The organism is Microbispora bryophytorum (assembly GCF_006874465.1).
Lineage (GTDB): Bacteria > Actinomycetota > Actinomycetes > Streptosporangiales > Streptosporangiaceae > Microbispora > Microbispora bryophytorum.
Map to the genome: position 1 here is coordinate 190,310 of NZ_VIRL01000005.1, position 12,966 is coordinate 203,275.

The following is a 12,966-nucleotide window of genomic DNA, read 5'->3' on the forward strand; positions in this document are numbered from 1 at the left end:
ATCAGGACGTACTGAAACGGTCAAGCGGAAGGCCCCCGGAGGGGCCCTGAGCTGCGGCGGAGTTAGGCGGGTCGTGCAACTTTCACGCAGAACGCCGCAGCGTGCCGGGCCGGGCGGTCAGGATGTGGGGCCGGACTGCGCCGCAGGACCATGGATGATCTGTTCCAGGCAGTCGCGGAACAGATCGTCGACGGTATGGCCGGGCTGGAAGTACTCGGTCACGCCGGCCATCACGGTGGGGTACGCCGCGGCGTACGCGGCCATGTCGAAGCCGTCGAGGGCGTCCGCGTCGGGGCGGCCGGCCTGTTCCTCCAGGACGTAGCCGACGGTGAAGCGCAGCACCGTCAACACGATCAGGCGAGCCTGCCGCAGGGCGATGCCCCGCCCGACCAGTGTGCTCATCGCCAGTTCGGAGATGGCGGCCATCTTGAGGGACAGCTGGGAGACCGCGATGATCCGGGCTCCGTCCGGGTGGGCCAGCAGCGCGCGGCGCAGCCGCCCGGCCAGACCGATCAGCCATCCGTGCCAGCGCTCCTCCGGCGCGGGCGGCTCCAGCTCGGGGAACTGCTGCTCGAGAATCGCCTCGGCGATCGCGGTGACCAGCGCGGCCTTGTTCGGGAAGTGCCAGTAAAGGGTCGGCGACTGTACGCCGAGCCGGGCGGCCAGTTTGCGCGTGGTCACGCCGTCGAGGCCTTCCGCGTCCAATAGTGCGACCGCCTCGGTGACGATCCGCCGCTTGTCCAGAGCCAATTCCGGCACCTCCCTTGCGCACTCTAGCAGTGATAGGGTTCCCTATCGATGATAGAGAAACGCGTGCCAGAGGAGGCAACGATGAGACACCGGCACTCGCTCCGCGACCTGCTGCACCGCGCGACCCACCGCACTCCAGGTGTTCCCGCGCACGCTGGGCGGCCGGCCGGGCACCAGGGCCAGGCCCGCCACGCTCAGGGGTGGCAGGACTCCCTCACGCACCGCCGCTCGCACCATCACGGGTTCAACCACTCTCCGGCCCGTCCGCCTCGCGTCCTGACCGCGTGGCAGACGCGGATCGCCCGCCTGTTCGGACAGGAACTGGGATGAAGGCAGCGGTGCTCCACGAGGCCGGCGGCATCCCGCGCTATGAGGACTTCCCCGATCCGGTGGCCGCCGACGGAGAGGTGATCATCGACGTCAAGGCGGTCGCCGTCGAGAACGTCGACAAGGCGATCGCGGCCGGCACGCACTATGCCAGTGAGAAGTACATCGGCCGGTTCCCGGTGATCCCTGCCTTCGACTGCGTCGGCGCCCTCCCGGACGGCACGCTCGTCGGGTTCGGCGGCATCCGCCTGCCCTACGGCGCGCTCGCCGAGAAGACCGTGGTGCCCCAGGGCTCCTACGTGCCGATCCCCGAGGGGGTCGACCCGGCCGTGGCGAGCGTGATGGCCTCGGCGGTCACCGCGATGTCGATGAAGGCGGCCGCGGGGTTCGTTCCCGGGGAGACGGTGCTGGTGCTGGGCGCCACCGGGGTTGCCGGGCGGCTCGCGGTCAAGGTGGCCCGGCTGCTGGGCGCCGGCCGGATCGTCGCCACCGGCCGTGACGACGACCAGTTGCGCGAGGTGCAGGCCATCGGGGCCGACGCGGTGATCAACACCGCGGTCTCCGACGAGGCGCTGGCGCAGGCCTACCTCGACGCCAGGGGGGACGGCTACGACGTCGTCCTCGACTACCTGTGGGGCAGGCCCAGCGAGATCCTGCTGCGCGCGCTGGTGCCGCGGTCGTTCGCGTTTGGCAAGCCGACCCGCGTGGTCCAGATCGGCGAGTCGGCCGGCGCCGAACTCACCCTCGCCGCGTCGAGCCTGCGTACTTCCGGCGTGGAGATCTACGGCGCGGCCAAGGGACTCGACCCGCGGACCATGGAGGAGGCGTACCAGCGGATTGTGACGTGGACGCGGTCCGGCGAGCTCACCTTCGACATGGAGAAGGTCCCGCTGAGCGACATCGAGACCGCCTGGCAGCGAACCGACCTCAAAGGCAGGCGACTCGTCGTGATGCCGTGACCGGCCCGTCCACGTGCAGGCCAGCGGTGATCGACGGAACCGTCCCGGGAGGCGCACTCTGACGAACGGGCTTCGCCGTACTGGACGGGGTGACTGGATGAACCGTCCAGGCCGGTGGCGCGTCCCTCAGGTATGAAGAGATCGCGTTTGGCCGTCGTCGCGGTGCTCGTGTCGTTGTGCGCCTGCGGCCAGTCTGGTGCTGGTCCGATGTCCGCTGCGGCCGGGACCGAGACGATCGTGTTGTCCCGGGCCGATCAGCCCACAGTGCACAGGACCACAGTGCACCGGCCCACTCTGGAGCGGCTCAAGCGAGAGGCGGCGTCGTCGGGCCGGCCCCTGGAGGAGCTGGTCAAGCGGTACGCGACCCGGGTGGCTGCCACCTCGTCGCCCAGGCGGACGGATTTCGAGGGTTACGACCCTGCGGTGACCGACCCGGGCGTGGCGATCGACGGCATTCCCTACGCCGAGCTGGTCGACCTCGGGGCCATCGCCGAATCGGAGGGCATCTCCTATGCGGAGGCCATCGACCGCTTCGGCTCACAGTCGTCCAACAGCCGGGTGATCGATCAACTCAACGCGGAGTTCCCCGACGAGATCTCCGGCGTCGGATACGTCGACGACCAGCGGGGGCTGCGCGTCGGCTTCAAGGGTCCCATCCCGGCTCGCGCGATCGAGCTGGCCCGGACCCTCCCCTTGGAAGTCACCCTGATCGGGGGCAAGGGATTCTCGGCCGCGGAGCTCCGGCGGGCCCAGGACACGGTCGTCTCCTGGCTCCGATCCCGTTCCGAGGTTGCCACGATGACGGCGCGCCCGGATGACGAGACCGGCCACATCAAGGTCGTCGTTCAGCCGAAGGTGATGCCGGACGATGCGGAGGAGTTCACGCGCGGGCTTCAGCTCCCGCGGCTGGACAACCCGTACATCACCGTCGAGGTCACGCTCTCCGCCGAGTCGATGACCGTTCTGCCGGGGTGAGGGCTGGCGCCGCAGGCGTCAGGCGGCGCGGGGGAGCGAGCCGGACGGCGGGCCCCGGACCGCGGCGAGCCGGGGGTGCTCGCCGAAGGCCTCTCACGGTTGTGGTCCCGTTGCGTCACGACCCGTGGCGGGCCGGCAGGTTCTGCCCGACCCAGCAGTTGTCCGGCTGGGATCCGCAGAAGGCGGACTGCACCTCGAACACGCCGTGGTCGGTGACGGCCTGCTGCGCCTTCCCCTGGACGAAGGTGGGGCTGACGACACCGGTCAGGTTCTGATTGAAGCGGCCCGCGCCGGACTGCCCCTGACCGCCGCCCGCACGCCCTCCTTTGATGGTCTGATTGCCGCCCGCGCGCCCTCTTCTGATCATCTGGCCGCCTCCGCCCGGGCGGGGGTTGCGGAGAGCGGTGAGCCCCTCGCGCGGGTGATGCGGGGCGAGGCGGGCGATCGCGGGCTGCGCGACCGCGATCCCCGCCCCGGCGATCACGAGCGCGGCCATGGCCAGTCGCCGGATCGAGAGGCCCATCGCGGGGACCTTGGTGTCGCGCGGGTCGCGCGCGCGGGAGCGGGACATCTCGGTGTGCGCCTTCCTGTTCCTGCCCCGGGGTTCGCTGTCGCTCGTCCGGTTCCAGCCGGGACGTGCCCCTCATACCCGGGCCCGGAACTCCGTAGCTGCGGCGCGGGGCCAAGCAGTGATCAGCTGTCGTCCACGGCGCCGGAAACCCGCAGGTGGACCGATCGGCGCGGTGGTGTCGCGGCGTACGACCGCCGGATCAGCCGGACACGCTCGACCGCGCTGTCGCGTGGAGCCGCCGGGTCGCGGACGAGCGGCGCCGCCTCTAGTGGACGCTGAAGCCGCCGTCGACGCAGATGGCCTGGCCGGTGACGTACGACGAGGCGTCGGAGGCGAGGAAGACGGCCACACCGCGAAAGTCGCCGGGGACGCCGTTGCGCCCGCTCATGGACCGGGCGGCCAGTTGCTCCACCCGTCCGGGGACGGCTTGGGCGGCCGCGGTCAGCGGGGTCAGGATGAAGCCGGGAATGATCGTGTTGCTGGTGACCCCGTGCGCCGACCACGCCTCGGCCTGCGAGCGGGTCAGGCCGCAGACGGCGGCCTTGGACGCACCGTAGGCGCCGCTGTCGCCGAAGGCGCTGATCGACTGCTGGGAGCCGATGTTGATGATCCGCCCCCGGCCCCGGCCGGCCATGCGCGGGCCGAAGTGCTGCCCGAGCAGGAACGGCGCGGTCAGGTTGACGGCGATGGTCTGGTCGTAGTCGTCGACGGTCAGCTCGGCCATGGGCTTTCGGATGTTGTTTGCGGCGTCGTTGACGAGGATGTCGATGTCGCCGAAGAAGTCCTCCGCCTCCTCGCACACGCGGGCGACGTCGGCGCGGTCGCCGAGGTCGGCGCTGATCGCGGCCGCGCGCACGCCGTGGCCGTGGAGCCTGCCGACGGCCTCGGCGAGTTCCTTGCGCCGCCGGGCGACCAGGACCACGGCCGCCCCGGCGCGTCCGAGTGCCTCGGCGACGGCGTATCCGATGCCGGAGCTGCCTCCGGTGACCAGGGCGACCCGGCCGGTGAGGGAGAAGAGTTCCTCGATGTAGATCGGCATATCGCCGGAAGCTAGCAGCAGGCCGGGGCGGGCCCGGCGGACGGGTCGGGCAGGCGGGTCAGGCGTCTTCAGCGTCTTCGGCGTGAATCTCGCGCATCACGTCCTCGATCTTGCGCATCACCGTCTCCATGGTGCGCAGGGTCTCGGTGTCGAGGCGCCGCAGGAGGCGGATGTAGCCGCCGGTGCCGGCTTCGATGATCTCGCTGGTGAGCCGCCGTCCGGCCTCGGTGAGCTCGACGCGGCGTACGCGGCGGTCGTGGGGGTCTTCGTGACGGCCGGCCAGGCCCTGGGCGACCACGCGGTCGACGATGCCGGTGACGGTGGCCAGGCCGACGCCGAGGTGGCGGGCGAGTTCCTGTCCGGAGGCGGGCCCGGCGAACGACAGGAACATGACGACCTTGAGTTGCTGCATGGTGAGCGTGGAGGCCAGCAGCGGCATCGAGCGGTCGCGGGCGAAGAAGCGGCCCACGCTGCGCTGTAGCTCCGCGAGGTGGGCGATGAGGCACCCGCGCTCGGGGTCCTCCCCGGCCTCCCTGAGGGTGGCGGGGTCGTTCTGCGGGCGGGGGGCGGCCGCCGCGCCGGCTGTGGCGCGGCACTCGGCTGGGCTGTCGTTCACTGTCACCTCTCGGGTCAAGAGGTTACCAGCCGTTAATACGACAGCGGAATGTTCGGACAATGCGAAGTGTTAGGCTTGGGCAAATACTTTCCCCCGATGTCAGGAGCTCGGATGACCTCCTTGGCCAGGCTGAGCCTTGCCAACCGCACTCTCGTGATCATGATCACGCTGGTGCTCGCGGGTCTCGGCTTGTTCGCGATCCCCTCGCTGAAGCAACAGCTTTTCCCGTCGCTGGAGTTCCCGGCGGCGTTCACGGTGGCGAGTTATCCGGGTGCCGCTCCTGAGATCGTGGAGGAGCAGGTCACCAAACCGATCGAGAGCGCGTTCCAGGGTATCGCCGGCGTCACCGACATCACCTCCACCTCGCGTGAGGGGATGGCCCAGGTGCAGGTGGCCTATGAGTACGGCACCGACATCGACCAGATGATCGCAAAGATGCAGCAGGCCGTGAGCCGGATCAAGACGCAGCTTCCGGCCGACGTCGATCCGCAGGTGGTCGCGGGCAGCACCGACGACATCCCGGTGATGGCGCTCGCGGTGGGCGACGGCGGCGACCAGCACGCCATGGCCGACAAGATCGAGAAGATCATGGTGCCGGAGCTGCAGTCGATCGAGGGAGTCCGGGACGTCGCGGTCAGCGGCGCCCGTGAGGAACAGGTCGTCATCACCCCCGAGCAGGGCAGGCTCGCTGCGCGGGGGTTGTCGGCCGCGGCCATCCCCGACCTGCTGCGCGCCAACGGGGTGTCCATCCCCGCCGGCACGCTCAGCGAGGACGGCAAGTCGCTGACCGTGCAGATCGGCGACCCGGTGCGTACGGTCAAGGACCTCGAGAACCTCTACCTCGCGCCCGCCGCCCCCGCCGCGGGCCAAGGTACGCCAGCGGGCCAGGGCGCCGCGGCCGGAGCGCGCGGCGGCGCGAGCGCAGGACAGGCCACAGGACAGACCGCCGGGCAGGGAACTGCTGCCGGGCAGGGCGCGGCGCAGCCGCGGACCCCCGTGGCCCGGCCGAAGCCGGTCAAGCTCGGTGACGTGGCCGACATCAAGGTCGAGGACACCTCCGCGACCACGCTCACCCGCACCAACGGCACCCCGAGCCTCGGCGTGTCGATCACGATGGTGCCCGACGGCAACGCCGTGCAGATCTCCCACGACGTGAACGACGCCCTGCCGGACCTGACCCGCGCCCTCGGCGACAGCGCCGAGCTGACCGTGGTGTTCGACCAGGCGCCGTACGTCGAGCGGTCCATCGAGGACCTCACCACCGAGGGTCTGCTGGGCCTGGCGTTCGCCGTGCTCGTGATCCTGGTGTTCCTGCTGTCGGTCCGCTCGACCCTGGTCACGGCCGTGTCGATCCCGCTGTCGGTGGTGATCGCGCTGATCGCGCTATGGATCGGCGACTACTCGCTGAACCTGCTGACGCTGGGGGCGCTGACGATCGCCGTGGGCCGGGTGGTCGACGACTCGATCGTGGTGCTGGAGAACATCAAGCGCCATCTCGCCTACGGCGAGGAGAAGCGGCGGGCGATCCTCGGCGCGGTGCGCGAGGTGTCCGGCGCGGTGACCGCCTCGACGCTCACGACGGTCGCGGTGTTCCTGCCGATCGCCTTCGTCGGCGGGATGGTGGGGCAGCTGTTCAGCCCGTTCGCGATCACGGTGACCGTGGCGCTGCTGGCGTCGCTGCTGGTGGCGCTGACCGTCATCCCGGTGCTGGCCTACTGGTTCCTCAAGGCGCCGGCGCTCACGCCGCAGGAGGCGCAGGCCGTGCGCGAGGACGCCGAGCGCAAGGAGCTGCGCAGCCCGCTGCAGCGGATCTATCTGCCGGTGCTGCGGTTCGCGACGCGGCGGCGGCTGGTCACGCTGCTGATCGGGGTGGTGGTGTTCGCCGCCACGATGGCGCTGGCGCCCAACCTCAAGACGAACTTCCTCGACAACTCGGGCAACGACACCACGCAGATCAGCCAGCGGATGCCGGCCGGGACCGACCTGGCGACCACCGACGCGGCGGCCAAGAAGGTCGAGACGGTGCTGGCGGCCGACGGCGGCGTGGAGTCCTACCAGGTGACGGTCGGCGGCGGGAACCGCTTCCTCGGCGGGGTGGGCGGCGGCTCGGACCACGCGTCGTTCTCCATCACGCTGAAGGAGGGCGTGGAGACGTCCGCACTGGAGGACCGGCTGCGAGACGGGCTGAAGGGCCTGACGGGAATCGGCGACATCACGGTCGGCGGCAGCGGCGGCGGCGGGTTCAACTCCAACCAGGTGCAGGTCATCGTGCAGGGCTCGGACCAGGCCGCGCTGAAGACGGCCGCCACCACGGTGCGCGACGCCATGGCCGAGATCGGCGGGCTGCGGGACGTCGCCTCCAACCTCGAAGACAGCGTCCCGAGGGTCGAGGTGCACGTGGACCGGGAGAAGGCCGCCGCCCGGGGCCTGACCGAGGCCGGGATCGGGCAGCTGGTCGCGCAGGCGTTCCGCGGCGCGCCGGTCGGCTCGATCGACGTCGACGGCCGCTCCAGCGACGTGATCCTGCGCGCCGGCGGTGATGCGCCCGAGGACATCGCGGCGATCAGGAAGCTCGCGATTCCGACGGCGACGGGCATGGTGAAGCTGGGCGACGTCGCCGACGTGGTGCAGGCCGACGGCCCGACCCAGATCACCCGCCAGGACGGCGACCGCACCGCGACGGTGTCGGGCACCGCCGAGGCGTCCGACCTCGGTGCGATCACCACCAAGGTCACCGACACGCTGAAGACGCTGACGCTGCCGGCCGGGGTGACGTACAAGATCGGCGGTGCGAGCTCCCAGCAGCAGGACGCGTTCGCCGACCTGGGGCTGGCCATGCTGCTCGCGGTGGCGATCGTCTTCATGATCATGGTGGCGACGTTCCGCAGCCTGATGCAGCCGCTGATCCTGCTGGTGTCGGTCCCGTTCGCGGCGACCGGCGCGATCGGGCTGCTGCTGGCCACCGACACGGCGCTCGGCGTGCCCGCGCTGATCGGCATGCTGATGCTGATCGGCATCGTCGTCACCAACGCGATCGTGCTGATCGACCTGATCAACCAGTACCGCGAGCAGGGGCTGGGCGTGGTCGAGGCGGTCATGGAGGGCGGCCGGCGACGGCTTCGCCCGATCCTGATGACCGCGATCGCGACGATCTGCGCGCTCACCCCGATGGCGCTGGGCGTGACCGGTTCGGGCGGCTTCATCTCCCAGCCGCTGGCCATCGTCGTGATCGGCGGCCTGATCTCCTCGACGCTGCTCACACTGGTGCTGGTGCCGACCCTCTACACGATGGTGGAGCGGCTGAAGGAGCGCATGCGCCGTACGCCGGAGCAGCCCGCATCGGGCGGCGGCGACGGTGACCTGACCGTGTACGGCAAGGAGGCCCTCGAACCGGCCAAGTGAGCCAGCCGCAGTGAGCCCGCCGCGGAGATGAACCGCGAACAGTCCTTCGTGAAGAAGTCTTCGCGAAGGACTGTTCGCGGTCCCGGGCGGCCGAGCCTGCCGGGTGAGGGCGTTGGGTGAGGGCGTCAGGTGAGGCGGCGCCGGTGCCCGCCGCGGCTTGCGCCCCTCACCCGTGCCCGCCGCGCCCGCCGTGCCCGGCACCTGCGGACAACGGGAGGGAACGGGCTCAATAGACTGGGCCAACGTGAATGCCAAGCCGCGTATCCCGAATGTCCTGGCCGCCCGTTACGCTTCGCCGGAGCTGGCCCGTCTGTGGTCTCCCGAGCACAAGGTGGTACTGGAACGCAGGCTCTGGATCGCTGTGCTCAGGGCCCAGGCCGACCTCGGGATCGAGGTGCCCGAGCAGGCGATCGCCGACTACGAGAAGGTGGCCGAGCAGGTCGACCTGGCCTCCATCGCCGAGCGGGAGAAGGTCACGCGGCACGACGTGAAGGCCCGCATCGAGGAGTTCAACGCCCTGGCCGGGCACGAGCACGTCCACAAGGGCATGACCTCCCGCGACCTGACCGAGAACGTCGAGCAGTTGCAGATCCGCGACAGCCTGCTGCTGGTGCGCGCCAGGGTCGTGGCGCTGCTGGCCCGGCTGGGCCGCCTGGCCGCCGAGCACTCCTCGACCGTCATGGCGGGGCGCTCGCACAACGTCGCCGCGCAGGCGACCACGCTCGGCAAGCGCTTCGCGACCGCCGCCGACGAGCTGCTGGTGGCCTACGAGCGGCTGGAGGACCTGCTGGAGCGCTACCCGCTGCGCGGGATCAAGGGCCCGGTCGGCACCGCGCAGGACATGCTCGACCTGCTCGGCGGCGATGAGCGGCTGGCCGAGCTGGAGGACCGCGTCGCCGCGCACCTGGGGTTCGCCCGCCGTTTCACCAGCGTCGGCCAGGTCTACCCCCGCTCGCTGGACTACGACGTGCTGACCGCGCTGGTGCAGCTGGCCGCCGCCCCGTCCTCCCTGGCCAAGACCATCCGCCTGATGGCCGGGCACGAGCTGGTCACCGAGGGCTTCAAGGAAGGCCAGGTCGGCTCGTCGGCGATGCCGCACAAGATGAACACCCGCTCCTGCGAGCGCGTCAACGGCCTCACCGTGATCCTGCGCGGGTACGCCTCGATGGGCGGGGAGCTCGCCGGCGACCAGTGGAACGAGGGCGACGTGTCCTGCTCGGTGGTGCGCCGGGTCGCCCTGCCCGACGCGTTCTTCGCCTTCGACGGCCTGGTGGAGACCATGCTGACCGTGCTGGACGAGTTCGGCGCGTTCCCGGCGGTCATCGAGGCCGAGCTGGGCCGCTACCTGCCGTTCCTCGCCACGACCAAGATGCTCATGGCGGCCGTACGGGCCGGGGTCGGCCGCGAGACCGCCCACGAGATCATCAAGGAGCACGCGGTCGCATCGGCGCTGGCCATGCGGTCGCGCGGCGTGGGCAACGAGCTGCTCGACCGGCTGGCCGCCGACGAGCGTTTCCCGCTCGGCCGGGCCGAGCTCGACGCGCTGCTGGCCGACCGGGCCTCCTTCGCGGGCGCGGCCGCCGGCCAGGTGACGGCCGTGACCGCGCGGGTCGGCGAGATCACCGCACGCCATCCCGGCGACGCCGCCTACGTCCCGGGCGCGATCCTCTAGGGACACGCGTGCGTGAGCTGGTCAGCGAGGCCGAGGTCGTCGCCGCCTCGGGCGACGACGACCTCGTGGTGTGGGCGGCGCAGGGCATGCGGCCCGGCGTACGCGCCTGGGCGTACGGGGACGCGGTGGCGGTGGCCAGCCCCGCGGCGTCCCGGCGCGACCGCCTCGTGGTGCGGGGCACAGCCGGGGGCACGGCCGCCCGGCTCGTCCCGCTTGTGCGGCACGCCCTGGCCGAGGCCGGGCCGTCGTACCGGCCTCTCGGCGACGCCGCGCTGATCGAACAGGTCGTCGCGGCCGTGCCGGAGCTGGAGCCGGCGGCCGGCTTCTCCTGGATGGGCACCGAGAAGCTCGCGCCGCGTCAAGAGGTGACAGGCCCAGAGGTGATAGGCGCTGAGAGGGCGTATCGGGAGGGGACGGCCTCGTGGCTGGCGGACTCCGCCGCCCCGGAGGTGGCAGCGCTGCTCGCCGCCGCCAACCCCGGCTCCTACGCCGTGCCGGGCCTGCCGCGCGTACGCCGCTGGGCCGGCGTCCGCGACGGCGGGTCGGGCGCCTTGCTGGCGGTCGCGGCCGACGCGTGGTCCGCGCCGACGGTGGGCCTGCTCGCCGGCGTCGCGACCGCCGAACCGGCGCGGGGACGGGGGCTGGGGGAGCGGGTGTGCAGGTTCGTGGCGTCCGCGCTGCTCGCGGAGCACGGCCGCGCGGCGCTGATGGTGGACGACTGGAACCGGGCGGCCGTCGTCGTCTACGAACGGCTCGGCTTCGCCCGCCGCCGGGTCGCCGCCACCGGCCTACGCGCCTGACTGAACCAACGGCGCGCCCCTGACCTTCGCGCCTGAGCCTTGGGCGGTTCAGGGACGCGGTTCAGGGGCGCGCTTCAGGCGGCGCGGGACGGGCCGAGCAGGCGCGGGCTCAGCGCGGCCAGCACATCGGGCAGGTCGCGCAGGGTGGTGATCCTCGTCACGGCGGGGGAGGAGGCGCCGGGCTCGGCGCGGTAGCGGTCGAGCCACACCCCGCGCATCCCCGCCCGGGTGGGCGCGACCGCGTCGAGCAGGAGGTTGTCGCCGACCATGAGCACCTCCTGCGGGCGCAGGCCGAGCTTCGCCGCCGCCTCGTGGTAGCACTGCGGGGCGGGCTTGAACGCGCCGAGCGTGTCGGGCGTCAGCACCACCTCCATGCGGTCCATCAGCCCGATGCGGCGCAGCTTGGCCTCCTGCTGCACGGCCACCCCGTTGGTGAGCACGCCTAGCACGGGGGCGTCGTCGAGGGCCGTCAGCGCCTCCAGCGTCTCGGGCACGTCGGCGAAGGCGGCCCAGGCCGACTCGTAGTGGGTCAGGAAGCCGGCGAAGGCCGCGTCCGGGTCCGGCGGCTCGGGCAGCCCGAGCCGCCGGCAGAACTCGCGCAGCCGCCGGCGCCGCTGCTCGGCCAGCGAGCACTCCCCGGACTGCCACGCGGGCACGTGCTTGTCCTCCAGGTCGAGCCACAGCGCGGGTGTCTCCGGCAGCAGCTCGTGACCGGGGCAGACCGACTCGGTCCAGCGGGTCGCGGCGTGCGCGACCGCCCGGCGATGATCGAAGAGGGTCTCGTCGAGGTCGAACAGAATGGCCCTGATCACGAGTCCCCATCTTGACTGGGCCGTGTTTCCAACGCGTTTCCCGGCTGTGAAGCCCCCAGAGACACCCGGCGGGCCTGGTCGTTCCAACGCAGGGACGGCAGGCGCCGGCTCTACCGTCAGGCGTGCGGCGCCGCGTTGGCGTGGATCGCGTCGCGCACGTAGCGGCTCAGCCCCTCGGCGACCCGCTCGTAGTTCGCCGCGAAACGCGGATCGGCCACGTACATCTCCCCGAGACCCTTGTGGATCTCGTACGTGCAGTCGTAGAACCAGCGGGTGATGTGCGCGCGGTGCCGTTCGGCCACGCCCATCGCCCGCTCGCCGTCCGCGGGCGCCCCCTCGGCGAAAGCCGCCGCGAACGCCTCCAGCACCTCTCCGGCCTCCGCCGTGACGGCCCGCCAGTCGTCCTTGGTGTAGCGGGCCGTCCGGCGGCGGCTCTGCTCGAACGCGTCGCTGCCGCCCCAGCGTTCCTCCGCCTCTTCGGCGTACTGCTCGGGATCGACGTCGCCGAACACCTCGAACCGCTCCTGCGGCGTGAGGGAAATCCCCATCTTCCTGGCCTCCATCGCACGTTCGACCGCCGCCGCCATCGCCTCCAGGCGCCCGATCCTGCGCCGCAGCAACTCGTGCTGGCGGCGCAGGTGGGTCACCGGGTCCACGCCCGGATCGTCGAGGATGACGGCGATCTCCTCCAAGGAGAACCCGAGCTCCCGGTAGAACAGCACCTGCTGCAGCCGGTCGAGGTCCGGGTCGCTGTAGCGCCGGTATCCGGCAGCCGACCGCTCGCTGGGCCGCAGCAGCCCGATCGCGTCGTAGTGGTGCAGCGAGCGCACCGTGATCCCCGCGAAGCGGGCGGCCTGGCCGACCGAGTAGCCCATGGGCTCTCCTCCCTTCCGAGGTCCAAGCCTGCGGCCTCCCGTTACGTGAGGGTCAACCGATTACGCCCGTGCGCCCCTTGCGGCCTGACGGCGCGATCGTTGCCCGATGGTGGCCGGCCGGCGGTACCTTGCGGGGTCAGACGGCGACCGGGCGGCCACCGCCCGCGC

General features: G+C 71.5%; 12 protein-coding genes. 6 read left to right on the plus strand and 6 right to left on the minus strand.

Annotated elements, in window-relative coordinates:
- Positions 1–117 precede the first annotated feature (117 nt).
- Positions 118–750 (minus strand): TetR family transcriptional regulator, encoded by a 633-nt coding sequence (locus tag FLX07_RS12810; protein ID WP_142570957.1) that lies wholly within the window; start codon positions 748–750, stop codon positions 118–120.
- Between the two features lie 81 nt (positions 751–831).
- Here FLX07_RS12810 and FLX07_RS12815 point away from each other — a divergent pair, with 81 nt between their 5' ends.
- From FLX07_RS12815 to FLX07_RS12825, 3 genes are all read left to right on the plus strand, one after another.
- Positions 832–1,080: a hypothetical protein gene (locus FLX07_RS12815; protein WP_142570958.1), complete on the plus strand. Its 249-nt coding sequence runs from the start codon at positions 832–834 to the stop codon at positions 1,078–1,080.
- Positions 1,077–2,036 carry a quinone oxidoreductase family protein gene (locus FLX07_RS12820; RefSeq protein WP_142570960.1) on the plus strand — a complete coding sequence of 320 codons (960 nt, stop codon included), beginning with the start codon at positions 1,077–1,079 and terminating at the stop codon, positions 2,034–2,036. Before FLX07_RS12815 ends, FLX07_RS12820 begins: the two co-directional genes overlap by 4 nt.
- Positions 2,037–2,300: 264 nt before the next feature.
- A complete protein-coding gene (locus tag FLX07_RS12825) occupies positions 2,301–3,011 on the plus strand; it encodes a hypothetical protein (RefSeq protein WP_142570963.1) in 711 nt (236 codons plus the stop codon).
- A gap of 115 nt (positions 3,012–3,126) precedes the next feature.
- On the opposite strand, the gene FLX07_RS12830 is transcribed toward FLX07_RS12825, so the two are convergent.
- The 3 genes from FLX07_RS12830 to FLX07_RS12840 all read right to left on the minus strand — a co-directional run bounded on the left by FLX07_RS12830 (position 3,127) and on the right by FLX07_RS12840 (position 5,237).
- Positions 3,127–3,582, minus strand: coding sequence for a hypothetical protein (locus FLX07_RS12830; protein ID WP_142570965.1), 456 nt, complete (start codon positions 3,580–3,582; stop codon positions 3,127–3,129).
- Between the two features lie 265 nt (positions 3,583–3,847).
- Positions 3,848–4,621 carry an SDR family NAD(P)-dependent oxidoreductase gene (locus tag FLX07_RS12835; protein WP_142570967.1) on the minus strand — a complete coding sequence of 258 codons (774 nt, stop codon included), beginning with the start codon at positions 4,619–4,621 and terminating at the stop codon, positions 3,848–3,850.
- 58 nt (positions 4,622–4,679) lie between these two features.
- A complete protein-coding gene (locus tag FLX07_RS12840) occupies positions 4,680–5,237 on the minus strand; it encodes a MarR family winged helix-turn-helix transcriptional regulator (protein ID WP_229689579.1) in 558 nt (185 codons plus the stop codon).
- A 111-nt stretch (positions 5,238–5,348) separates the two neighbouring features.
- On the opposite strand from FLX07_RS12840, the gene FLX07_RS12845 reads away from it, so the two are divergent.
- The 3 genes from FLX07_RS12845 (at position 5,349) to FLX07_RS12855 (ending at position 11,111) form a co-directional block, all read left to right on the plus strand.
- The gene (locus FLX07_RS12845) at positions 5,349–8,639 is read left to right on the plus strand and encodes an efflux RND transporter permease subunit (RefSeq protein WP_142570969.1); all 3,291 of its coding nucleotides are present in this window, start codon (positions 5,349–5,351) and stop codon (positions 8,637–8,639) included.
- Between the two features lie 244 nt (positions 8,640–8,883).
- A complete protein-coding gene (purB, locus tag FLX07_RS12850; RefSeq protein WP_142570971.1) occupies positions 8,884–10,311 on the plus strand; it encodes an adenylosuccinate lyase in 1,428 nt (475 codons plus the stop codon).
- A gap of 8 nt (positions 10,312–10,319) precedes the next feature.
- The gene (locus tag FLX07_RS12855) at positions 10,320–11,111 is read left to right on the plus strand and encodes a GNAT family N-acetyltransferase (protein ID WP_208762190.1); all 792 of its coding nucleotides are present in this window, start codon (positions 10,320–10,322) and stop codon (positions 11,109–11,111) included.
- Positions 11,112–11,185: 74 nt separating this feature from the next.
- Here FLX07_RS12855 and FLX07_RS12860 read toward each other — a convergent pair whose 3' ends face one another.
- A complete protein-coding gene (locus tag FLX07_RS12860) occupies positions 11,186–11,923 on the minus strand; it encodes an HAD family hydrolase (protein WP_167748219.1) in 738 nt (245 codons plus the stop codon).
- Between the two features lie 116 nt (positions 11,924–12,039).
- Entirely contained in the window at positions 12,040–12,798 is a 759-nt protein-coding gene (locus tag FLX07_RS12865; protein WP_142570974.1) for a MerR family transcriptional regulator, read from the minus strand.
- Positions 12,799–12,966: the final 168 nt, after the last annotated feature.

What these genes read in the sequence shown, in the direction of transcription:
- FLX07_RS12845 (WP_142570969.1), top strand. Translation starts at nt 5,349, where the DNA reads ATGACCTCCTTGGCCAGGCTGAGCCTTGCCAACCGCACTCTCGTGATC.
- FLX07_RS12835 (WP_142570967.1), bottom strand. Translation starts at nt 4,621, where the DNA reads ATGCCGATCTACATCGAGGAACTCTTCTCCCTCACCGGCCGGGTCGCC.
- FLX07_RS12830 (WP_142570965.1), bottom strand. Translation starts at nt 3,582, where the DNA reads ATGTCCCGCTCCCGCGCGCGCGACCCGCGCGACACCAAGGTCCCCGCG.
- FLX07_RS12820 (WP_142570960.1), top strand. Translation starts at nt 1,077, where the DNA reads ATGAAGGCAGCGGTGCTCCACGAGGCCGGCGGCATCCCGCGCTATGAG.
- FLX07_RS12815 (WP_142570958.1), top strand. Translation starts at nt 832, where the DNA reads ATGAGACACCGGCACTCGCTCCGCGACCTGCTGCACCGCGCGACCCAC.
- FLX07_RS12865 (WP_142570974.1), bottom strand. Translation starts at nt 12,798, where the DNA reads ATGGGCTACTCGGTCGGCCAGGCCGCCCGCTTCGCGGGGATCACGGTG.